At 65.3% G+C, this 19935-nt stretch carries 25 protein-coding genes; 16 read left to right on the top strand and 9 right to left on the bottom strand.

What is annotated here, in order from left to right; all coding sequences use genetic code 11:
- Positions 1-24: 24 nt before the first annotated feature.
- From TC41_RS13455 to TC41_RS13445, 3 genes are all read right to left on the bottom strand, one after another.
- Positions 25-1350 (bottom strand): glycosyltransferase family 39 protein, encoded by a 1326-nt coding sequence (locus tag TC41_RS13455; RefSeq protein ID WP_014465622.1) that lies wholly within the window; start codon positions 1348-1350, stop codon positions 25-27.
- A gap of 161 nt (positions 1351-1511) precedes the next feature.
- Complete coding sequence (locus tag TC41_RS13450) at positions 1512-2735, bottom strand: MFS transporter (RefSeq protein ID WP_014465621.1); 1224 nt, start codon at positions 2733-2735, stop codon at positions 1512-1514.
- Positions 2736-2748: 13 nt separating this feature from the next.
- Positions 2749-3165, bottom strand: coding sequence for a hypothetical protein (locus TC41_RS13445; protein WP_014465620.1), 417 nt, complete (start codon positions 3163-3165; stop codon positions 2749-2751).
- 124 nt (positions 3166-3289) lie between these two features.
- On the opposite strand from TC41_RS13445, the gene TC41_RS13440 reads away from it, so the two are divergent.
- The 10 genes from TC41_RS13440 (at position 3290) to TC41_RS13395 (ending at position 11126) form a co-directional block, all read left to right on the top strand.
- Positions 3290-4189: a Rossmann-like and DUF2520 domain-containing protein gene (locus TC41_RS13440; protein WP_041695938.1), complete on the top strand. Its 900-nt coding sequence runs from the start codon at positions 3290-3292 to the stop codon at positions 4187-4189.
- Complete coding sequence (gene panB / locus TC41_RS13435; protein ID WP_041695488.1) at positions 4190-5059, top strand: 3-methyl-2-oxobutanoate hydroxymethyltransferase; 870 nt, start codon at positions 4190-4192, stop codon at positions 5057-5059. It begins immediately after the preceding gene.
- A complete protein-coding gene (panC, locus tag TC41_RS13430) occupies positions 5052-5918 on the top strand; it encodes a pantoate--beta-alanine ligase (RefSeq protein WP_041695487.1) in 867 nt (288 codons plus the stop codon). The genes panB and panC overlap by 8 nt, the downstream gene beginning before the upstream one ends.
- Before the next feature lie 95 nt (positions 5919-6013).
- Entirely contained in the window at positions 6014-7534 is a 1521-nt protein-coding gene (locus TC41_RS13425; protein ID WP_041695486.1) for an MDR family MFS transporter, read from the top strand.
- 57 nt (positions 7535-7591) lie between these two features.
- Positions 7592-7786 carry a hypothetical protein gene (locus TC41_RS13420; protein WP_014465615.1) on the top strand — a complete coding sequence of 65 codons (195 nt, stop codon included), beginning with the start codon at positions 7592-7594 and terminating at the stop codon, positions 7784-7786.
- 196 nt (positions 7787-7982) lie between these two features.
- The gene (locus TC41_RS13415; protein WP_041695485.1) at positions 7983-8195 is read left to right on the top strand and encodes a hypothetical protein; all 213 of its coding nucleotides are present in this window, start codon (positions 7983-7985) and stop codon (positions 8193-8195) included.
- Between the two features lie 94 nt (positions 8196-8289).
- On the top strand, positions 8290-8760 hold the full coding sequence (locus TC41_RS13410; RefSeq protein WP_014465613.1) for an FMN-binding protein: 471 nt from the start codon (positions 8290-8292) through the stop codon (positions 8758-8760).
- Positions 8757-9662, top strand: coding sequence for an FAD:protein FMN transferase (locus TC41_RS13405; RefSeq protein ID WP_014465612.1), 906 nt, complete (start codon positions 8757-8759; stop codon positions 9660-9662). The genes TC41_RS13410 and TC41_RS13405 overlap by 4 nt, the downstream gene beginning before the upstream one ends.
- Positions 9649-10488: an RnfABCDGE type electron transport complex subunit D gene (locus TC41_RS13400; RefSeq protein WP_014465611.1), complete on the top strand. Its 840-nt coding sequence runs from the start codon at positions 9649-9651 to the stop codon at positions 10486-10488. The genes TC41_RS13405 and TC41_RS13400 overlap by 14 nt, the downstream gene beginning before the upstream one ends.
- Complete coding sequence (locus TC41_RS13395; RefSeq protein WP_081462292.1) at positions 10485-11126, top strand: SGNH/GDSL hydrolase family protein; 642 nt, start codon at positions 10485-10487, stop codon at positions 11124-11126. Before TC41_RS13400 ends, TC41_RS13395 begins: the two co-directional genes overlap by 4 nt.
- Before the next feature lie 31 nt (positions 11127-11157).
- Here the strand turns inward: TC41_RS13395 and TC41_RS13390 are convergent, their stop codons facing one another.
- Positions 11158-11658 carry a hypothetical protein gene (locus tag TC41_RS13390; protein ID WP_014465609.1) on the bottom strand — a complete coding sequence of 167 codons (501 nt, stop codon included), beginning with the start codon at positions 11656-11658 and terminating at the stop codon, positions 11158-11160.
- 165 nt (positions 11659-11823) lie between these two features.
- On the opposite strand from TC41_RS13390, the gene TC41_RS13385 reads away from it, so the two are divergent.
- Positions 11824-12459, top strand: a complete 636-nt coding sequence (locus TC41_RS13385) for a peroxiredoxin family protein (RefSeq protein ID WP_237699959.1) — start codon at positions 11824-11826, stop codon at positions 12457-12459.
- A 35-nt stretch (positions 12460-12494) separates the two neighbouring features.
- A complete protein-coding gene (locus TC41_RS13380; RefSeq protein ID WP_041695484.1) occupies positions 12495-13214 on the top strand; it encodes a cytochrome c biogenesis CcdA family protein in 720 nt (239 codons plus the stop codon).
- A gap of 42 nt (positions 13215-13256) precedes the next feature.
- Here TC41_RS13380 and TC41_RS13375 read toward each other — a convergent pair whose 3' ends face one another.
- On the bottom strand, positions 13257-14234 hold the full coding sequence (locus TC41_RS13375; RefSeq protein ID WP_041695483.1) for an aldo/keto reductase: 978 nt from the start codon (positions 14232-14234) through the stop codon (positions 13257-13259).
- Between the two features lie 333 nt (positions 14235-14567).
- Here TC41_RS13375 and TC41_RS13370 point away from each other — a divergent pair, with 333 nt between their 5' ends.
- Positions 14568-15587, top strand: a complete 1020-nt coding sequence (locus TC41_RS13370; RefSeq protein ID WP_041695482.1) for a LacI family DNA-binding transcriptional regulator — start codon at positions 14568-14570, stop codon at positions 15585-15587.
- A gap of 3 nt (positions 15588-15590) precedes the next feature.
- Here TC41_RS13370 and TC41_RS13365 read toward each other — a convergent pair whose 3' ends face one another.
- Genes TC41_RS13365 through TC41_RS16030 form a run of 3 tightly spaced genes read right to left on the bottom strand, consistent with a single transcriptional unit; the run spans position 15591 to position 17827 of the window.
- Entirely contained in the window at positions 15591-16259 is a 669-nt protein-coding gene (locus TC41_RS13365; RefSeq protein WP_014465603.1) for a ferric reductase-like transmembrane domain-containing protein, read from the bottom strand.
- The gene (locus TC41_RS13360; RefSeq protein ID WP_237699958.1) at positions 16250-17134 is read right to left on the bottom strand and encodes an FAD:protein FMN transferase; all 885 of its coding nucleotides are present in this window, start codon (positions 17132-17134) and stop codon (positions 16250-16252) included. Before TC41_RS13360 ends, TC41_RS13365 begins: the two co-directional genes overlap by 10 nt.
- Before the next feature lie 33 nt (positions 17135-17167).
- Complete coding sequence (locus TC41_RS16030) at positions 17168-17827, bottom strand: peptidoglycan-binding domain-containing protein (protein ID WP_237700124.1); 660 nt, start codon at positions 17825-17827, stop codon at positions 17168-17170.
- 286 nt (positions 17828-18113) lie between these two features.
- Here TC41_RS16030 and TC41_RS13350 point away from each other — a divergent pair, with 286 nt between their 5' ends.
- On the top strand, positions 18114-18386 hold the full coding sequence (locus TC41_RS13350) for a DUF1450 domain-containing protein (protein WP_014465600.1): 273 nt from the start codon (positions 18114-18116) through the stop codon (positions 18384-18386).
- Positions 18387-18407: 21 nt separating this feature from the next.
- Here TC41_RS13350 and TC41_RS13345 read toward each other — a convergent pair whose 3' ends face one another.
- Positions 18408-18644, bottom strand: coding sequence for a hypothetical protein (locus TC41_RS13345; protein ID WP_014465599.1), 237 nt, complete (start codon positions 18642-18644; stop codon positions 18408-18410).
- A gap of 84 nt (positions 18645-18728) precedes the next feature.
- Here TC41_RS13345 and TC41_RS13340 point away from each other — a divergent pair, with 84 nt between their 5' ends.
- Both TC41_RS13340 and TC41_RS13335 read left to right on the top strand, forming a co-directional pair.
- Entirely contained in the window at positions 18729-19466 is a 738-nt protein-coding gene (locus TC41_RS13340; protein WP_014465598.1) for a pseudouridine synthase, read from the top strand.
- A 30-nt stretch (positions 19467-19496) separates the two neighbouring features.
- Positions 19497-19910 (top strand): phasin family protein, encoded by a 414-nt coding sequence (locus TC41_RS13335; RefSeq protein ID WP_237699957.1) that lies wholly within the window; start codon positions 19497-19499, stop codon positions 19908-19910.
- Positions 19911-19935: the final 25 nt, after the last annotated feature.

The following is a 19935-nucleotide window of genomic DNA, read 5'->3' as shown; positions in this document are numbered from 1 at the left end:
CCAAGCCGTTTGTTCCATCCAGGTTCATCCTGCGCTGGACCCGCGCGCGAAACGCAGCACCAAGCGTGCGCGTCGAACCGCCCTCGTCATCTGAATGGCGCCATATCCGGCAAAGAGCGCCAACAAAGGCTCGATGGGTGCGCGCATGCGATCCCACGCGGGAAAGATGAAAAAGAGCGCTATGTAATACGCAAGGATGAGAAGTGGCCAGAAGGCCCGATGGTCGCGCCGCACCCGTGCGCTGCGCACTGCCATGGCGATCCCGCCGCAGGCGAAGGCGAGCATGCCCAAATATGTGCCGAGATCGACCGCGTGCACGGCGCGCGCGAACCAGCGGGAGACAGGCGGCGAGCTCTGACCGACGGACCAGTAGAGTGCGTTCGAAACTCCGTCGAACAGGTGCCACCACTTCACAAAGCCCATCTCGAGCGTGCGCAGAGGATGCGTGAAGATGTACGCGCGCGCCGCTTTTGCGGCTGCGTGATCTTCCGTCACCTCGCTTGACACGTAGGAGAGAAAGGGGTTTTGATGCGGGTTGAGCGGCCAAAAATAGGCGCCGTTCGCGTGCGGGTTGTTCCCCTGCCACAGGTTGACACCACCGTTCGTCGAGACCAGGACGAAGGCGTGGAGATCGATCACGTTGCGCACGGTGATGGGGGCCACGGCGAGGAGGACGCCGGACAGCATGGCGGCCGCAAGCGCACAGGCGCGGCGCCATCCGACGCGCGCGACCATGAGGTACGCGAACCACGGCGCGGGCGCGAGCATCAGGACGGGGCGCACGGCGCAGGCGAGCCCGGCGACGCACCCTAAGGCGAACGAGCGGCCGAGCCGGACGTCTCGCCCTCCCCGTGTGGCGCCGATGAGCGCGGCCAGCGTCAGAAGAAACGTGAACAGCATCTCGCTGCAGAGGACGCTCGACCATGCGATTTGCGACAGGTATCCCGCCAAGAGAAAGCCGGCAACGAGCCCGGCCGACCGCTTCCACAGAACGGTTCCGAGGGTGGTCACGAGTCCCGCTGTCAGGCTGTTCAGAATGGCGTTGGCGACAGTGCCGCTCCAAAAGCTGCTGCCAAACAGGGCATAGATTCCCGCGAGAAAGAGCGGATATCCGATGGGGAAATAGGCGGTCGGCTTGCCGTCGTACGTGTAGCCTTGTCCGGCCGCGAGGGCGAGGGCGTGATCGCGATACCAGGCGAAATCGGATGCGGGGACAGGATGCACGGCGGTGAGCCACAGAAGGCGAAGCAGAAGCGCGACGGCCGTGATCGACAGCGCGTCGAGCGCCAGGATGACCGCCGAGGGACATTCGATGGCCGCGGCGCGCGCCTGGGAATGTTCCAACGTCATGAGCCGGCTCCTTTCAGGAAGGCCGTTCTCGGGGCCTTGTTCACCCTCTCCGATTGTACACCCGCGCGCCATGGGTGAAGATGGAATTAGGCGGTGTCCCGCAGAGGCCGCTGAGACCGGAGCGTACAGTGCGAACGTGCCGCTTGGAGATCCGAGAACAGCTAGGCGTGTGCGGCCGGGCGCGCGTCTCCCGCCGCTGGTTCGCCGCCTCGGGCGCTTCGCCAGAGAAGCGCGCCGGAGGTGAGGGATGCGGCAAGGGCAATGGCGCCAAGCACCGCGTACGGCGTTCGCGCTCCGAACGCCTGGAGCCACGAGGCGAGGGGCGGACCGAGGGTGGGGCCAAGGAAGCGCGCGCTCGTGTAGAGGGCTGACAAACTTCCGCGTACCTCGTGAGCGAGCGCGGTGGCGAGGCACGCGTCGATGGCCGTGATGGTCGTGCCGATGCCGTAGGCGCCGAGGCTGACAGATGCGATTTGCCACGCCATGTCCTGACGTGCGCTTGCGGCGCCGAAGGAAGCAGCCGTCCAGGCGAGGCCGAGCGCGATGGCCGCGCGAGATGGCGCCTTCCATCGGTCTGAAACGAGGCCGGTCAGAAGGCTCGCCAGGCAGAGCATGGCCTGCGGAATGGACAGCAGCAGGCCGTTTTGCCACTCCGGCACGTGAGCGCCATCGGCGAGGGATTCGGACAGGCTCACAAGCCCTCCGAAGAGGCACAACATGCTCACCGCACCGCTCAGGTAGGTCGCCGTGAGAAGTGGCGCGTGGGTGCGAAACGCGACGCGCCAGGCCGCGGCATGGGGGACGCGAGGGACTCGTGCGCGCCGCTCTGGGATCATCCATGCGATAGCCGCTGAGAGCGATCCGCAGAGCGCGAACACGGCCCAGAACGGCGCGAAGAACGCCCAGGTGGCGAGCAGCGCGCCGAGGACGGGGCTCATGAGCTTGCCTAGGGTGTTGCCGACTTCCGTGAATCCGGCGGCCCGCCCGCGCCCGCCTTCCTCGGCGAGATCGCCCGCGAGGGGAAGCGCCAGCGGCATGGCGAAGGCAGCCCCGACGCCCTGCACAACGCGCCCTCCGAGCACCCACGCGTAACTGTGGGCGGCTGAGGCGCCGACGGCCGCGATGCCACCGCCGACGGCGGCCACGGCGAGCGCCGCCATGGCGAGTCGCCTGCGGCTCATCCGGTCCGCGAGGAACCCCGCCACGGGCATCAGGGCGACGGCAATCACGGAATATGCGGTGATGAGCAGGCTCCCTGCGGTGGGCGTGATGCCAAAGGCCGACTGCATCACGGGGACCACGGGCACCATCATCGAGTTGCCGAGGGTCAGGATCAACGGAATCAGGCTGGCCGCAAGGATTCCGAGCCACGCGGGCCGGCGCATGTGCTCGCCTCCTTCAGTTGGATTCGACGTCCGAGTCTTGTTCGGGCGTTGCCACCTCAACTTCCTGCCTTCGAAGGAATGCCTGCCGCACGAGCGCCACAGACATGGCGATCACGCCGACGAGATCGAAGTACGCGCCCGCGCTGTCGGCGAGAGAGCCCGGGGCAGCCAGGTGGATGAGGCTGCGCCAGAACGCGGGGCTCAGGATGAGGTCCATGGCGAGGAGGACAAACACGCCGTACCCGAGGGCGGACAACCCGGCCCACAGGCAGACCGTCCCGCACACCACGGCGATAGGTTCGAGGCGGAGCACGCCCGTTCGCGGCATGACTGCGCACGCGAGGCCGAGCGCGAACGCGATTCCGCCGAGCAGCTTGGCGTGACGCGGGAATCGGTCTTCCCGGCGGATCCACTGCCAGAACGCCTGCATGGGCTTGCACCTCTCTTGGGAGATGTCTCTCTCCACAAGGTTGGCTCAATTCCACATTTTCATGCCGGACTGGTACAATCACCTCGAAACACGCATGTTCCAAACAAGGAAGGAAGGCGGTGCGATGTCCGGCGCCGAACACGAGGCTCACGCTGCTCGCATGGTTTTTGTCGGGCCCGGCCGGACGGCGGTCGCTCTGGCGCTGTCGTCGATGCGCGCGGGGCATCAGGTGATGGGCGCTCTCGCGCGCCAGCCGGAGAGCGACAGGGCCCAGACGTTTGCACGGATGACGGGGGCCCCGGTGTATGGGATGGACCGCCCTCAGGAGGTCCTGGCGCAGGCGAACGTCGTCTGGATCACGGTGTCCGACAGCGCCATCGCCTCGGTGTGCCGTCAGTTCGCGGAGGCGGGGGCGTGGCGGCGCGGGCAGGTGGTGTTTCACACCTCGGGCGCACTCGCGAGCGACGTCCTGGAGCCAGCGGCCGTTCGCGGCGCGAAGACGGCTAGTGTGCACCCGCTGCAGACGTTTGCGGGCGACGAGGACGACGCCGAGCGGCTGAAGGGCGTGGCCGTGGCCGTGGAAGGGCAGCCCGAGGCCGTGCGCCTGGCTTGTTCCCTCGCAGCGGCGTGGGGAGCCCGCCCGTTTGCCATCGCGGCGGCGGACAAGCCAGCGTATCACGCCGCGGCGGTGCTTGCGTCCAACGCCGTGATCGCCCTCATGGCCACCGCGTCGCGCCTCGCGCCTCTCCCCGAAGGGGCGAAGAGCCTGTTGCCGCTCGCGCAGCGGACGCTTGAAAATCTCGCGTCGCTCGGGATCCCGGCGGCGCTCACCGGGCCCATCGAGCGCGGCGACGTCGACACCGTGGCCGAGCACCTGCGCGCCCTCGAGCGCGATCCGGCCGCGCGCCGCGTGTATCTCGCCCTTGCGGCGGCCACCGTGCCCATCGCGGTGGCGAAGGGGACGCTTGGGTCCGAGGCCGCGGGCCGCCTGTCACAATGGTTTGCGGATACAGGGGGAATGTAGATGGCACGCACAGTGACCGTGCGCACGCTCGCCAACATGAAGCGGGCGGGCGAGAAGATCGCCATGCTGACCGCGTACGACTATCCGACCGCCAAACTCTTGTCTGAGGCGGGCGTCCACGTGCTCTTGGTCGGTGACTCGCTCGGGATGGTGGTACAGGGGCAGCCAACCACCGTGCCGGTGACGCTGGATCACATGGTCTACCACGCAAGCCTCGTCTCGCGCGGCGCGGAAGGCGCCATGGTCGTGGCGGATCTGCCCTTTCTGACGTATCAGGTGTCGGCCGAGGAGGCGCTGCGGTCCGCTGGCCGGCTGATGCAGGAGGGCGGCGTGCACGGCGTCAAGCTCGAAGGCGGGCGCGAGGTGGCCAAGACAGTGCGCCGCCTCGTCGAAGCCGGCATTCCGGTCATGGGCCACATCGGCCTCACGCCGCAGTCCGTGCATGCCTTTGGAGGGTTTGCCGTGCAGGGCAAGACGGCCGATCGCGCCCTCGAGATGATGGAAGACGCCCTGGCGCTCGAGGAGGCCGGCGCGTTCAGCATCGTGCTCGAAGCGGTCCCCGCGGAGGTGGCGGCCGAGATCACACACCGGCTGTCCATTCCCACCATCGGCATCGGCGCGGGGCCACACTGCGACGGCCAGGTCCTCGTCTTCCACGACTTCATCGGCTACACGTCGGGCTATATTCCGAAGCACAACAAGCGATACGCGGACCTTGCGTCCGTCATCCGGGACGCCGCGCGCCAGTACATCGAGGAGGTTGCGCAAGGCGTGTTCCCGGGCGAGGAACAGACCGTTCACCTGCAGGATGGGGAGCTGCGGCTCTTTCAATCCATGGTCGCGCGGCACGGGGGTGGCCCGCGTGAGTGATCGTCCTCGGCTTCTGCGCACCATCGCCGAGGCGCGGCAGTCGGTGCAAGCGGTGCGCCGCGAAGGTCGGCAGGTGGCGCTTGTTCCCACGATGGGCTACCTGCACGAGGGCCACCTCGCGCTCGTCGAGCGGGCCCGGCAGGAGGCGGACTTCGTCGTCGTCAGCATCTTCGTCAATCCGCTGCAATTCGGCCCGCGCGAGGACTTCGCGAGCTACCCGCGCGATCTCGACCGAGATCTCGGCCTACTTCGCCAGCAGGGCATGGCGGACGCCGTCTTTGCGCCGAGCGTCGACGAGATGTATCCGCAACCCATGCGCACGGAGGTGTCGCTCCCGACCTTGTCGGACCGTCTGTGCGGCCAATCCCGCCCGGGCCACTTCACCGGCGTGGCCACGGTCGTCTCCAAGCTGTTTCACATCGTGCAGCCCGACGTCGCCTGCTTCGGACAAAAAGACGGGCAGCAGCTCGCCATCATTCAGCGCATGGTCGCGGATCTCAACTTCCCCGTCCGCATCGTCGGGGTGCCCACGGTGCGCGAGCCGGACGGCCTCGCCAAGAGCTCTCGAAACGTGTACCTGACACCCGAGGAGCGAGAACACGCCGTCGTCCTCTATCGCACGTTGAGCTGGGCAAAAGACGCCATTCTGGCCGGCGAGCGGCGCGCGGACGTCATTCGCCAGGGCATGCGCGAGCGGATTGAGGCGGATCCCATCGCTCGGCTCGACTACGCCGATCTCGTCTCCATGCCGGATCTCGAACCCATCGAGCGCATCGAGGGCGACATCATGCTCGCTGTCGCCGCGTACTTCGGCAAGGCGCGGCTCATCGACAACTTCCAGTTCCACGTGGATCCGTAGGTCTTCTGCGCGCGCCTCGTCCTCCCTTGCTCGGCGGATTCTCTTCGACTACAATGGGCGGCGGCTTTGATCGATTTGGGGAGGAGGGCGTGAGGATGCATCACACCAACAGGCGCATGGTCTCTGTGGCGATGATGCTCGCCGTGTTTTTGGTCGCCATCGACGTCACCGTCGTGAGCACGGCGATGCCGCACATCGTCCGCCAGTTGCACGGTTTGAACTTATACAGTTGGGTCTTCGCCATCTACACGCTGACCACGTGCGTGACGACGCCTATCTACGGCAAGCTGGCCGATCTGTTTGGCCGCAGGACCATCTTCTGCATCGGCGTCGTTTTGTTTGTCATCGGTTCCGCGCTGTCCGGCCTGTCGCAGAACATGGCGGAGCTCGTCTGGTTCCGCGCCTTTCAGGGTCTCGGGGCCGGCGCGGTCATGCCTGTGACGTTCACCATCATCGGCGACATCTTTCAGGGCGAGGAGCGCGCCCGCATGCAGGGCTTGTTCAGTTCCGTCTGGGGCGTCGCGGGACTTCTCGGCCCCTTGGTGGGTGGCCTGTTTGTCGATCACGTCAGCTGGCGCTGGATTTTTTACATCAACGTGCCCGTCGGCGCTCTCTCGCTCGTCCTCGTGCTTCTCTTCCTGCACGAGCGGTTTGAGCGCCGCCAGCACCGCGTGGACGTGTGGGGCGCCTTGGTCTTCACCATCGGCGTCTCGTCGCTGCTCTACGCGCTCCTGAACGGCGGCAGCAAGTACGCGTGGACGAGCGCGGTCATCCTCGGGCTGTTTGCTGCGAGCGCCGTCTTTCTTGCGGCTTTCGTGTGGATTGAGGCCAAGGTCGCCGAACCCATTCTGCCGCTCAAGCTGCTCTCCAATCCCGTGATTGCCGTGTCGGACGTGTTGGCGTTTTTGGCCGCGTTCGTGCTCATCGGCGGCAACGTGTACCTGCCCATGTGGATTCAGACCATCCTCGGGCACAGCGCGACGAACTCGGGCCTCACGCTCATGCCGATGTCGCTCGCCTGGCCGCTCGCGTCGACTTTGTCGGGGCGATACATGTACCGCATCGGCGCCAAGCGGACGACGGTCACCGGGACCCTCCTCGTGGCTGTGGCTACCGCGTGGCTCCTCGCCATCAAACTCGGCACGCCGTACTGGTTCTTTGTCGGCGTCATGATTGTCATGGGCCTCGGCATGGGATACCTGAACACGCCCACCACTGTCATGATTCAGTCTGTGGTGAGCTGGCAGATGCGCGGCGCCGCGACGGGATCGAACCAGTTCGCACGAGCGCTCGGCCAGACCATCGGCGTGACGGTGTTCGGCAGCCTGTTCAACAGCATCACGGCGAGCTACGTGCGCACCAACGCGCCCGCGGGTGTGAATCGCGGAGACCTGACGCAGATCCTCAACAATCTGTCTGGCGGCGGACAGGCGGCCGGCATCCCGGCTGAGGTCAAGCGATTCGTGGACGGCATGCTCGCGCACACGTTGCACGACATCTTCCTCGCCATGTTCTGCGTGAGCCTCGCCATCGTCGTGATCGCGTGGTTTTTGCCTTCGCATGCCAAACTCATGGAGCAACAGGCGAAGGTTCAGGCGAATCGCGCGCATGCCTGAGGCCAATCGAGGCAAACTACACTTGGCGATCACGTTCGATGGACGGGGGGATGGCGGATGGCAGAGCGCCATGAACGACGCGCGTCAAAAGGCGAAGCCCTCGGGCTCGAGGAAGCGAGCGACGGGCTCAGCCTGACCAAAGCGCAGGTGCAGGACGCGTATCAGGCCGGGACGGCCGATGCCATCCTGTACACGCCGGATGGGCACCTGCGGGATTTGCGAGCGACCATCGTCCCGGATGAGATCGCGTGAATCGCTGAACAGGGCCGATCGCGACTCGCGATCGGCCTTTCGCGTGAGCATAGGCGGGCTCCTCGCCGCGGCGCGTTCGCGGCCGGGGCCCCTTTTTGCGCCTGGCGGACCTTTTGTCCATGCCGCGCAAGCCTCGCCTCGCACACGATACGGTGTCCGCGCGGACACACCGCTCTCTGGAAGCGAGGTGAGAGGCGTGGAGCATGTCGTGGTTCTCACCATCGACAAGCGCACGAATCGCGTGGTGCGGGTGGTGAAGAGCGCGGGTGCGCCGGACATCCATCGGGGAGAGCTCGCCCGCGACGCTGTGTACACGCTCCTGACCCACGGGTATCAGGAGGTGTCCGCAGTGGACGGGCGGACGTACCTGGTGCTTGGCTACAACCGCGGCGCGTGCGCGGAGGAGTGAACAAAGGATGAATGTTGGAGCCAGCCCGGGCTGGCTCCATTCGTCTTTCAGAGAGAACGGTTATACTGCGGACAGAGGTTTCTCGAAGGAGTAGATGTCCGTGGGAAAGTTGGGCCGCGCGCCGCTTGTCGCCATCTGCACCGCGGCCCTCGCGGCGGCGTACGCCGCCGGCTACGTCATCACGGAGCCTTACGCACACCGCGCGTCACAGGGTTCTCCACCGACATCTTCCCAGCGACACGCGGGTGAAGGAAAACGGGGGACGGTGAGCACGCGGTATCGAGATGGCGTCTATCGAGGGTCCGGTTCGGATCAAATCGGCACCATCGACGTGGAGGTCACCATTGCCGGCGGGCGGATCGCCAAGGTGGTCATCACCCGCTGCAACACGCATTACCCGCAGAGCGACATCGATCCCGCCCTGCCCGACGAGGTGACGAAGGCGCAATCCGCCAACATCCGCTTCGTCTCCGGCGCAACGTTGTCGTCTTTCGCGTTCGCGCTCGCCGTGCAACAGGCCCTTGACGAGGCCAAAAATCCGGGCTCTGCGGGGGGAGACGCATGACCTACGTCCGCCGCGCGTATATGGCTATGGACACGCGCATCGACATGGCCGCGTGGCGGGAGGGCGCGCGCGAGGAGGATCTGGTGCGGGCGCTCGACGACGCGGCGGGCGTCTTCTACGAGGTGGAGGCCGTGGCGACTCGGTTTCGCCTGGACAGCGACGTCGCGCGCATCGCTGCGACGCCCGGAGTGTGGGTGCCCGTGTCGCCGCACGTCTGGTACCCGCTGCAGGTTGCCCTCTGGCTCGCCGAGTGGACCGGCGGCCGCTTCGATCCAGCATGCGGCCATCGCCTGGCCGCGCTCGGCTTTGATCGGGATTATCAGACGGGCGAACGACTTGCTTGGCCCGAGTGCTCGCCGGATGCGACGTTTCGCGACGTGGACCTCGACCCGGCGCGCCAAGCCGTGCGAACGCGCCGCCCCCTGCTCCTCGATCTCGGCGCCGTGGCGAAGGGCTATGCGGTGGATCTCGCCCTTGCGCGGCTTCGCGGCGCCCTTCTCGACGGCGCGCTCGTCAACGCGGGCGGCGATCTGGCCGCGTTTGGCTCCGCACCAGGCGGCGGTCCGTGGGAGGTTGAGGTCCGCCACGAGATCCCGGGCTTTGTGCCGATGGTATTTTCTTTGGCTTCGGGCAGCGTGTGTTCGTCCGGGCTGTACGCGCGGCGGAGCCCCCGTGGGGCCTCTCACCTGTGGTATCCGCGCCCCGGACGAGCCCAGGCCCTGGCGGCGACCGTCGTTGCGCCGTACGCCATGATGGCGGACGGCCTCGCCACGGCCTGCATGTTGGTGGAACCGGACGAGCTTGAGCCGCTGTGCGAGGAGGCGGGCGCGCAGGCCAAGGTGTGGTACGAGGACGGCACATCCGTGGAGACGAGGGGGTGGAGAATCCATGTGCTCGAGTGACGCGGCGAAGTGGCCGTGGCGGCGCCTGCGCGCGCTTCTGCGCAGGCCAAAGCCGGTCTGCGCTGCGGCGCTCTGGGCGCTTGGTCTTGTGGCAGCCGTGGGCAGCGGATCTCCGCGCGGGCTGCTTCAAATGGCGATGGCCACGGTCGTTGCGGTCCTGTGCGATCTCGCCTTGCGGCGCGCCCGCGGTCTTCGACCCGCGGTGCCGGAAGGGGCGCTCGTCACGGGGGCCATTGTGGGCATGGTGCTGGCTGTGGACAGCCCGCTGTGGCTCGCTCCAGCCACGGCTGCCGTCTCCGTCGCCTCCAAACATGTGATTCGGCTTCGCCGTCGGCACGTCTTCAATCCGGCCGCCGTCGGCCTCCTCCTCTCCGCGGCAGCAGGCGCGAGCGAAAGTTGGTGGGGCGATCTCGGCGGGCTTCCCCCAGCCTATGTCGCGATCCTCGTCGCCTTGATGTATGGGGTCCTTTGGCGCGCCCGCAAGTTTGCGTCGTTCTTTGCGTATATGGCGGTGTTTCTCGCCATCTGCTTCGCCGCCGGCGCGATGCACAGCGCCCTTGGCGCCGACGCGTTTCACAATCCCATCTTCAATTCGACGCTCTTCGCGGCGGGCTTCATGGCGAGCGATCCGCCGACATCACCGTCCCGCCTGTGGGAGCAGGTGGCGTTTGGCGCTGCGGCGGCGAGTATCTCAGCGGCGGTCTACCTCGCCGTGAGCGGGCTATTGTATCCTTTCCTAGGCTTGCTCGCTGCGAACGCCGCCTACGCGGCCGTCCGCGCGCGCCGCCATGTGCTACAATCGGCGCGGAGGGAGGAGAGGCCGTGATCGAACCAGGGTCTAAGCTCGTGATGGTGGGAGATTCCATTACCGACTGCGGCAGGGCGCATCCGGTGGGCGAGGCGCCGCGCGGTGGGCTCGGAAACGGCTACGTCGCCCTTGTGGACGCGCATCTGCAAGCGCTTCACCCCGACTGGCGCATCCGCGTGGTGAATGTGGGCACAAGCGGCAACACGGTGGCGGACGTGGCGCAGCGCTGGGAGGGCGAGGTGATGGCGCTTCAGCCGGATTACGTGAGCCTCATGATCGGCGTGAACGACGTGTGGCGCCAGTTTGACATGCCGCTCGTCGTTGAGCGTCACGTCGGGATCGACGAATACCGGGACACGCTGCGACGCCTCGTTGAGACGACGAAGCCGCGCGTGCGCGAGATGTTTCTCCTGAGTCCGTTTTACCTTGAGCCCAATCGCAGCGATCCGATGCGAAAGGCTGTGGACGCGTATATCGAGGCGATGCGCGACGTCGCGGCGAGCGAACGCGTCCCGTTTGTCGACGTGCAGGCCGAGTTCGATCGCCTTCTCGCGCACCTCAACACCTGGGTGTTGGCGCCGGATCGGGTGCATCCCTATTTGAACGGCCACCTCGTCATCGCGCGCGCGTTTCTCAACGCCGTCGGGGCGCTGTGAGGCCGCGAGGTGCGGATCCGGGCGCGCGGGGTCAATTCGTGGGCAGGCTTTTCGGCAGTTGGTTGCTTATGGGCACCAAGTGCACGTCGCCTGCGGCCAGCACGCTAGAGCCGGACGTGAGTTCGACCTGCCAGCCGGAAGCCGGAATGCTCGTGACCTGCTGTACAACGGCCATGTATGCGGCCTCGCCGTGCGCGTCAGCCTGGAAGGTCCCGAGCCATCGCGACGGGCCTTCCGCGCCTGGCGCCGCGACGAGCACCACGCCGTATTTGCGGTGCGGCGCCAGGCGCACGGCGTCCACCGACACCGTGAGCGTCTGATTCTCTCGGTTGACAACGAGCGTCGCCGACGCGTTGATGGCGTCCTTGGATCGAGGACTGAGCTGTGCCTCTGCGATGATGACCGGCGAACTGCTGGGCGGAGTCGACGGCGGGGGAGCCGCGGGCTTCGCGATATGCGGCGTCCCGCAGCCCACTGCGCATGCGGCCAATAGGACCATCGCGGTCCACGCAAGGATACGATTCGGCTTCATGTTATCCTCCCTGGGAAGTGGTTCCAACGCTCTGTTCAGTGATCTTACCGGACGCGTGGGTGCCGACGAAACCTGTCGCGTTGGTTGCGCGAGAGGTACATTTCCGCACACTTCTATGATACCCTAGGAGGTACAGGTGGAGAACCGGCGTGGGAGGGCAGGGAGATGAACATGAGGCGTAAACCGTGGGGTGTCTCTGCGATCATCTTCTTACTGTCGTTCGGCCTCAGCGGTTGTGGGCTTTCCTCCCCGCAGCCGGCTTTGGCGCATGCCGGATCGCAAAATCCCGCCGTGACGCGTAACGGGGCTTACGGCACGGCCCATCGTTCCGCGAACGACGTCGCGTCCATGACCGGCGGGCAGGTCCTGGTGCCCGGCGCTTTGGCGCCAGATGTGCTTTTGACCGCGGAGCCGAGCGGTAAGCGCGTGTGGCTGTCCGCCTACCTGGGGAAGAAACCGGTGGTCCTCAACGCTTGGGCGTCGTGGTGTCCGCCGTGTCGGGAAGAGACGCCCCATTTCGTCTCCATGTACCGGACTTACGGGTCTAAAGTCCAGTTTCTCGGGGTCAACCTGACCTCGCTCGACAGCGTCCCGGCCGCCGAGGCGTTCGTCCGCCGCTATCAGATCCCATACCCCGTTCTCTTCGACACGCAGGGAGACTTCTATCGCGCCTACAGCGTAATTGCCGAGCCCATGACCTACGTCATCAGCAAAACCGGTAAGGTGGTTTCTATCCATGTGGGAGCGCTCTCCGCGTCGGAGCTTCGGGCCGTCGTGGGACAGGCCCTCGCGAGCCGCTGATCGCGGCGCAGGGCGCGGAAGAACGAGGAGGCGCCATGACACCGAGTGTTTGGATCTCGTTCGTAGCTGGGCTGGTTTCCTTCTTCTCGCCTTGTGTCCTGCCGCTTTACCCATCGTACCTGTCCTATCTGTCCGGCGTATCGCTCCGCCCGGCCGACGAGCAGCTCCTGACTTGGCGCGCCCGCATCCGTGTGGTTTCTCACGCGCTGTTCTTTGTGCTCGGTTTCTCTGTCATCTTCTTCGCGCTTGGCCTATCCGCGAGCGCGTTGGGCCGCGCGTTCATCCAGTATCGGGGCATCCTTCGCGTCGCGGGTGGTTTCCTGATCATCGGCATGGGGCTGGTGTTGGCGGGCGTCCTGAAGCCATCCATGCTGATGCGCGAATGGAAGTTGCGCGGTCACAGCAGAGGTGTGAGCTACCTTGGATCATTTCTCGTCGGCGTGACATTCTCAGCCGGATGGACGCCCTGCATCGGGCCGATTCTGTCCTCCGTGCTCGTACTCACGGCAACGCACGCCGCGCTTGGCCTTCCGCTTATTTCCGCGTACGTCATCGGCTTCTCGATACCGTTTCTCGCCATCGCGGGCGCATTCGCGTCTCTCGGCCGCCTGCGCGGCATGGCTCGCTACAGTGTGTGGATCTCGCGGGTGAGCGGTTATCTGCTTGTCCTCATGGGAATCCTGCTCGTGACGCACGGCATCGAGCGCGTGAGTGGCGCGGTGCAAATGCTAGGGCAGTGGGTTGGAGGGGGATGAGGGCGGGCAAGGGCCGTGGTGCCCCTGCCCACATCTCGCCGTTCACCAGGCATATGCTTCCGGCGCGGGACCGCCAGGCCCAGGGAAAATCTCGTCCAGGCGCTTCAGCACTTCGTCGTCGAGCTTGACTTCAAGCGCGCGCAGGTTGGCCTCCAGTTGATCCAGCGTGCGTGGCCCGATGATGGGCGCCGTCACGGCCGGATTGTGCAACAGCCACGCCAAGGCCACCACGTCCTGCGGCTCGCCAATCTCGTCGCACAACTTCTTAAACGCCTCCAGTTTCGGACGCAGCCGCTCAATCTCGTCTTTCGCGCGCGCCGTGCGCTGCCCGGATCCCGTCAGCGCGTTGCGCCCGAGGAGGCCTCCGGCGAGCGGGCTCCACGGGATGACGCCAATGCCGTGCGCCTGCGCGCAAGGCAAGACCTCGAGCTCTGGCTCGCGGCAGAGCAGGTGGTACTTGTGCTGCTCGGAAACGAGTCCGAAGAAATTGCGCGCCTTGGCGGCCGCCTGCGCCACCGCGAGGTGCCATCCCGCGAAGTTGGACGCGCCCACGTAGTCAATCTTCCCCTGATATCGAGCGACCTCAAATGCTTCCCACAGTTCGTCCCACGAGACCGAGAGGTCCACGTGATGCATCTGATACAGCTCGATGTGATCCGTCTGGAGACGCCTGAGCGATCCCTCCAGGTGACGGCGAATCTTGTACGCGGACAGGCCGCGGCCATCGTTCGGGCCGTCGAGCGGGTCCTCCATGGGGTTGTACACTTTCGTGGCCAAAACGACGCGCTCGCGGCGACCGCCGCCCTGCGCGAACCAGCGGCCGATGATCTCCTCGGTCCAGCCGCGATGGCCTGGTCCGCCGTACACGTTGGCCGTGTCGAAGAAGTTGATGCCTGCATCGAGCGCGGCGTCCATGATCCGGAAGGCTTCCTTCTCCTCCGTCTCGGGCCCAAAGTTCATCGTGCCGAGGCAGAGGCGGCTCACTTTGAGGCCGGATCGGCCGAGTGTCGTGTACTGCACTTGAGACCACACTCCTTTGCGGTTGTCCTCACGCTATGATTCATATCACGTTGCGGCAACGCTTTCAAACCGTTTGGGATTTTCGAATCCGGCGCGAAAACGTCCATCGAGCGTGTTTCGAAGCAGGCGTGGAATGCCTTTTTGGCGCGGCATGCGACGGACACGGGGCGAAATTCGTCCAAGGCTTTCGATCCGCCGTTCACCTCTTGCGGCCTTGGATGCGCCAACGTACAATAGGCGGTGAGAACGGTCATTCGTACACGTGTTCAGCTTGTGTCGAAAACGCTTTCGATCACGTCGCGGCCCTTTCGCCGCGAGAAAAGGTGTTGTCCGATGACCACCATTTACGATATCGCGCGCCGGGCTGGCGTGTCCGCCACCACGGTGTCCAAGGTGCTGAACGGCTATCCCGACGTGAGCCAAAAGACTCGCGAGAAGGTGCAGCGCATCACGCGCGAATTGGGGTATCAGCCAAACGCGGCGGCTCGCGGCCTCGTCACGCGCCGCTCCATGTCCATCGGCGTGTTCTTTCAAGACGACGCCCGAATGGGTTTTCGGCATCCGTTCCTCCACGATATCGTCGCCAGCTTCCAGGATGTCGTCGGCGAAAGCGGCTACGATCTCCTCTTCTTCTCCCGGACCACACCTCCCCACGCGCCCCAGGGTTTTGAGGCGCGGGCCCGCCATCGCGGCGTGGACGGCCTGTTCCTGCTCGGCATTCCGCGCACGTCGCCAGGCCTGCCTTCGCTTGTCCGCAGTCGCATTCCCGTCGTGTCGGTCGATCTCGACCTGTTCGGCCCGCGGGCAAGCTGGCTGTCTTCCGACAACGTCGGCGGGGCGCGGCTCGCCGTCGAGCACCTCGCTGCCATGGGGCACACCAAGATCGGCTTTGTCGGCGATCGCTACGGAACCAAGCCGGGCCAGGACCGCGCGCTCGGCTATCACATGGCCATGCAGGAGTTGGGACTCACGTTTCGAAGCGAGTGGGTCGCGGAAGGAGATTTCATGGAGGAGTCGGGCGAAGAGGCCATGCACCGGATTCTCGAGGCACGCGAGTGGCCGACCGCCGTCTTTTTCGCTTCGGATATGATGGCCATCGGCGCGATGAAGGCGCTGCGCCAAAGGGGGCTTGAGCCTGGCCGGGACATTTCGCTCGTCGGCTTTGACGACGTGGCGATTGCCCGGCTTGTGACGCCCGCCCTGACGACCATCCGGCAGAACACGCGTGCCATGGGCGAGGAGGCGGCGCGCGAACTCCTTGACCTCATGCAGAATCCGAATCGCCCTCCGCGCGTCATTACCATTCCCGTGGAATTGGTCTCGCGGGAGAGCGTCGCGCGAATGGGCGGATGAGCCTCACGCCGCTGACGGCTGGCGGCCGGCCTTCGTTCTCGCCTTTCGCCACCGCGCGACCGACGCAGCCAAGATGAGCGCGCTCGGCACCGCGTACACGAGCTTCGCCCAGGCGGTGTGGCTGTCGGATCCCGCCAACAGGCCGTGCAGCGTCACCGCCGCGAACATCGGGAACGCGAGCAGGTGGATGCGGCGCCACGCCGTGGCGTTCAGCCGCTCTCGAAGGTAGGATGTCAGGACGAGCAGGACCCAGGTGTACAGACTCAAGATGCCGAGCGCGACCGCGGTGGGCCGGTAGGTATCCGCGAACGGGACGAAGAGAGCCGAGATCGAAAACGGGACCGTCCTATCCTCGTATAAACCCCACAGGTGAAAGAACACAAACGGGAGTACGAGCATCGCGGAGAACTGATGCAGTTGCGTTACGAGCTTCCTGAGCTTCAACTTGTCCCATACGCCGCTCGTCGTGGTGACACCGAGGAACGCCGTGAGCGACAGGAGCAGGTACGCCGTCATCCCCGCGGCTCGCGCCATGTACCAGTGGGTCAGATTGGCGGTGGCAGGCGCCGGGTTCGTCAGGACCGTGAGCGCGTACGACGCGAAGACCATCCCGAGGATCACGATCCACGTGTACAAGAACGGCCATCGCTGCGGTTTCGCCATCAATTGCATGGGATCACAGCTCCTTTCGTGGTGGCGAGGAGAAAGGAAGAACAGATGCCCGCTTCGCGCGCGGCACAAAGATATGGCGTGCCCCGCTCCGCCCCGAGGAGCAGCGCGACCTTGGCCAGCACCTCGGCGGTTGTGAGTTCGTCGGCGCAGACGGACACGGACACGACATCGGTGTCGGCCGGCAGCCCGGTGAAGGGATCGATGAGGTGGTGCATCACCCGGCCGGTTGGAGTTTGCCACCGGCGCTTGTACGTGCCGCTCGTCGCGACGCCGCCTTGTTTCACGTAGAGCGTGCCCACCGGTTCCGCGCCGCCGAACGGATTCGCCACGCGGACCGGCCAGGGCTCAGCGTCGCTCGTCACCAGAACGTCGCCGCCCGCGGACAGCGCGAAATTGCGGAGACCCTGGGCGCGAAGCTCCTCGGCGCAGCGCGCGACGATGAAGCCTTTGGCAATTCCACCAAGATCAACCTCATAGCCGGGCTGCAGCCGCACGGTGCAGTCTGGTCGGAATTCGATGGGCGGTATTACGGGCGGCACGCGCCTGGAGGCGAGGACGGGCTCAACGGTGACGTCGAGTCGATCAAAGCTCACGCTGTAGCCGATGCGGCGCATGTCCTCGCCGATAAACGGGTCAAAATAGCCGCGGGTCTGCTCAAACCAGTGCGCCGCGAGCTTCAGAACCTCGTAGAGTTCGGCAGGGACCGTCACCCACCATCCCGCCTGTCGATTGAGGCGCGAGAGATGGCTTGCCGGATCGAACCGAGAGAAGATCCGCTCATAACGCCGAATGGAAGCCTCAAGTTGGCAGGCGAGGCTCGAGAGTTCGGGGCCGGTCAGCCAGTCGTCGACGAACAGCTCGACGTCGGTGCCCATGGCGCGAAATGCAGTGGATTGCATCGCATCACCTCAAGAGGCGGACGTCACAGGGCCCGGAAAGCTCGGCATGGTGCTGCCGCCGCTGCTGGATGAGCCGCTGCTGGATGAGCCGCTGCTGGATGAGCCGCTGCTGGATGAGCCGCTGCTGGATGAGCCGCTGCTGGATGAACCGCTGCTGGATGAACCGCTGCTGGATGAACCGCTGCTGGATGAACCGCTGCTGGATGAACCGCTGCTGGATGAACCGCTGCTGGATGAACCGCTGCTGGATGAACCGCTGCTGGATGAACCGCTGCTGGATGAGCCGCTGCCTGTCAGTGCGCTTGTGGCGTGTGCCTTCACGGCTTGTTGCAACGCCGTGAGCGTGCGCTCGTCCACCACGCCGGTGGGCGTCAGCCCTTCCGCGGCCTGGAACGCTTCGACGGCCGCCGCCGTGATGGGGCCATAGGTTCCCGTGATGGCGTAGTTGAAGAAGCCGAGGGTCGAAAGGGCCTGCTGGAGAGCGGCCACCTTGCTGCCCTTGTCACCCTGCTGGAGCACTACGGGATCCGCGGCCGCCGAGGTCCGAATCGTCGCCCGGCCCGTCGCCGAGGTCACATGCGTGCCTCCCGTCTGAGCGGACTGGGTGGATGGCGACTTGGCCGCAGTGGAGGCCGGGCTTTTCGCGATGGCGTGCCATATCGTAAACATGCCACCAAAGGACACGGCGGGGACGGACCAGGACAGCGCCGTGAGCCAGCGGTGCATCTTTCGCTCGCGCGCCAGCTTGGCAAGCTTCTTGTCATCTGGCGTCATGGTCTAACCTCCTGCTATCTCGTCTTCATCCGCAGTGTTCCATGCCGACCTTGAATTTTCATTGGAGAGGGCGCTGCGCGTGGGAAAGAGCATACTAGGACGAGCGTGGATACGCACTCGGGCAGAACGGGGTCGCACCGGTGTACAATGGACTTCGTAGAGATATCGGGAGGGAAGGCTCATGGAGGGGCTTGTCGTGATCGAGGTCTGTGCCAACAACCGGCTTCATGGCGGCTGGCTTGGCGAGACGGAGCGGCGCGTGCCGGGTGCGACGGTGCTGGAGACAGATTGCACCAACACCTGCGGCCTCTGCCAGGTGCACGCGTTTGCGTACGTGAACGGCAAGCTCGTGCATGACCCGGATCCAGCGAGGTGTGTGGAGAAGATTGAGGACGAGGCTCGCGCGGTGCTTCGGTGGCTCACCTCAGGAGAGGACGAAAAAGGCGCGCCCTAAGGCGCGCCGAATGCTTCTTGGTTATTCGTGATGCCGTGCGCGGCGAAAGACTTGCCATCGGTTGTGGCGGTAAAGGAAACGGCCGAGATCGAGCGCGAGCGCAATCTTGCCGAGCACGTCCAGAATAGGCTTGAACGTCCACCACACCGTGAGCGCGACAAACGCAATCACGCCGAGAAACACAGCCACGACGGCCAGCAGCGCAATGAGGACAATGGTCGCCACATGCATGGCCAACACCTCGCTTTCCGTTCGCACCAAGCGAACGAGCTAACCTTATTGTACCGCTTCGAGTGCAAGACACAACCCGCTCACGCAGAGCGATGCGATGGGGGCAGAACCATGGCAACCATTCGAGTGGACAAATGGCTGACCACGGCCGGGTATGGATCGCGCAGCGAAGTCAAAAAGCTTTGCCGCGCCGGCCGCGTTCTCCTGAACGGCGCAACGGTGAAAGACGCTGCGAAGCACGCGGATCCAGCCGTGGACGTGCTCGAGGTGGACGGGGAATGGGTGCCGTACGAGCCGCTCGTCTACTTCATGATGTACAAGCCGCCTGGTTACGTGTCCAGCACGGAAGACCCGCGCGATCCGGTTGTCCTGGAACTGCTGGACGAGGAGGATATCTGGCGGGACGTGTTTCCCGTCGGGCGCCTCGACAAGGACGCCGAAGGGCTTCTCCTGCTCACCAACGACGGCGCGCTGGCCCATCGCCTGCTCGCGCCCCGGCGCCACGTGCCCAAGCGCTACTTCGTCCGCGTGCGGGGCGCGCTTGGGGAAGATGACGCGCGGGCGCTCGCTGAGGGCGTGGTGCTCGACGACGGGTATAAGGCGATGCCCGCCGAGCTTGAGATTCTGCGATCCGGCGCGGAGTCAGAGGCCGTCATCCAGGTATACGAGGGCAAATACCACCAAGTGAAGCGGATGTTCGCCTCGCTCGGCAAGCGCGTGACCTTCCTGAAACGCATCAGCATGGGCCCTTTGTCGCTCGATCCGGCCTTAAAGCCTGGCGAGTACCGCCGGCTGACGGAGGAAGAGATCGAGGCGCTTCGCGCCTACGACGGAAGAGGCGAAAGATAGGCGTCTTTTCGAAGCGAACGCGAGGTTCGCGTGGTACACTTAAAAGAAAACCTGGTGAGGAAAAGCATGCCGGTGGAGGTGCACGAGATGGACGTCGAAGATCAGTTCCGCAAGATGGTGGACTTAGGCATTGGGCTCATCACGTACAGCAGCGAGAAAATTGCCGAGGCAGCTCGGCAATGGGCCGAGGAGAAGCGCATGACGCCCCAACAGACCAAGGAGTTCGTGCAAGAGCTGGTGGAGCGCGGAGAGAAGGAGCGCGCGGAATTTCAGAACTCCATCCAGGAGAGCGTACAGCGCACGCTCACGAGGCTCGGCATCCGGGAGGATCAGGAGGCGCTGCGGGCCGAGATCCGACAGCTTCGGGCGATGATCGAGCGGCTCGACGCGCGCGTGGCGGAACTCGAGGCACGGCTAGGCAATCCTGGTGAGCCGCAGGCGTGAGCGCCGGCGCGTTGGCGCAACCTTT

It is taken from the genome of Alicyclobacillus acidocaldarius subsp. acidocaldarius Tc-4-1 (genome assembly GCF_000219875.1).
In the GTDB taxonomy this organism is placed as follows: Bacteria; Bacillota; Bacilli; order Alicyclobacillales; family Alicyclobacillaceae; genus Alicyclobacillus; species Alicyclobacillus acidocaldarius_A.
Note: the sequence above shows the minus strand (reverse complement) of the source record. Positions and strands in the feature narration are given on the sequence as shown.

Coding starts and splice junctions, on each gene's coding strand:
- TC41_RS13455 (WP_014465622.1), bottom strand. CDS start 1,350: ATGACGTTGGAACATTCCCAGGCGCGCGCCGCGGCCATCGAATGTCCC.
- TC41_RS13450 (WP_014465621.1), bottom strand. CDS start 2,735: ATGCGCCGGCCCGCGTGGCTCGGAATCCTTGCGGCCAGCCTGATTCCG.
- TC41_RS13445 (WP_014465620.1), bottom strand. CDS start 3,165: ATGCAGGCGTTCTGGCAGTGGATCCGCCGGGAAGACCGATTCCCGCGT.
- TC41_RS13440 (WP_041695938.1), top strand. CDS start 3,290: ATGTCCGGCGCCGAACACGAGGCTCACGCTGCTCGCATGGTTTTTGTC.
- panB (WP_041695488.1), top strand. CDS start 4,190: ATGGCACGCACAGTGACCGTGCGCACGCTCGCCAACATGAAGCGGGCG.
- TC41_RS13425 (WP_041695486.1), top strand. CDS start 6,014: ATGCATCACACCAACAGGCGCATGGTCTCTGTGGCGATGATGCTCGCC.
- TC41_RS13420 (WP_014465615.1), top strand. CDS start 7,592: ATGGCAGAGCGCCATGAACGACGCGCGTCAAAAGGCGAAGCCCTCGGG.
- TC41_RS13410 (WP_014465613.1), top strand. CDS start 8,290: ATGTCCGTGGGAAAGTTGGGCCGCGCGCCGCTTGTCGCCATCTGCACC.
- TC41_RS13405 (WP_014465612.1), top strand. CDS start 8,757: ATGACCTACGTCCGCCGCGCGTATATGGCTATGGACACGCGCATCGAC.
- TC41_RS13400 (WP_014465611.1), top strand. CDS start 9,649: ATGTGCTCGAGTGACGCGGCGAAGTGGCCGTGGCGGCGCCTGCGCGCG.
- TC41_RS13390 (WP_014465609.1), bottom strand. CDS start 11,658: ATGAAGCCGAATCGTATCCTTGCGTGGACCGCGATGGTCCTATTGGCC.
- TC41_RS13385 (WP_237699959.1), top strand. CDS start 11,824: ATGAACATGAGGCGTAAACCGTGGGGTGTCTCTGCGATCATCTTCTTA.
- TC41_RS13380 (WP_041695484.1), top strand. CDS start 12,495: ATGACACCGAGTGTTTGGATCTCGTTCGTAGCTGGGCTGGTTTCCTTC.
- TC41_RS13370 (WP_041695482.1), top strand. CDS start 14,568: ATGACCACCATTTACGATATCGCGCGCCGGGCTGGCGTGTCCGCCACC.
- TC41_RS13365 (WP_014465603.1), bottom strand. CDS start 16,259: ATGCAATTGATGGCGAAACCGCAGCGATGGCCGTTCTTGTACACGTGG.
- TC41_RS13360 (WP_237699958.1), bottom strand. CDS start 17,134: ATGGGCACCGACGTCGAGCTGTTCGTCGACGACTGGCTGACCGGCCCC.
- TC41_RS16030 (WP_237700124.1), bottom strand. CDS start 17,827: ATGTTTACGATATGGCACGCCATCGCGAAAAGCCCGGCCTCCACTGCG.
- TC41_RS13350 (WP_014465600.1), top strand. CDS start 18,114: ATGGAGGGGCTTGTCGTGATCGAGGTCTGTGCCAACAACCGGCTTCAT.
- TC41_RS13340 (WP_014465598.1), top strand. CDS start 18,729: ATGGCAACCATTCGAGTGGACAAATGGCTGACCACGGCCGGGTATGGA.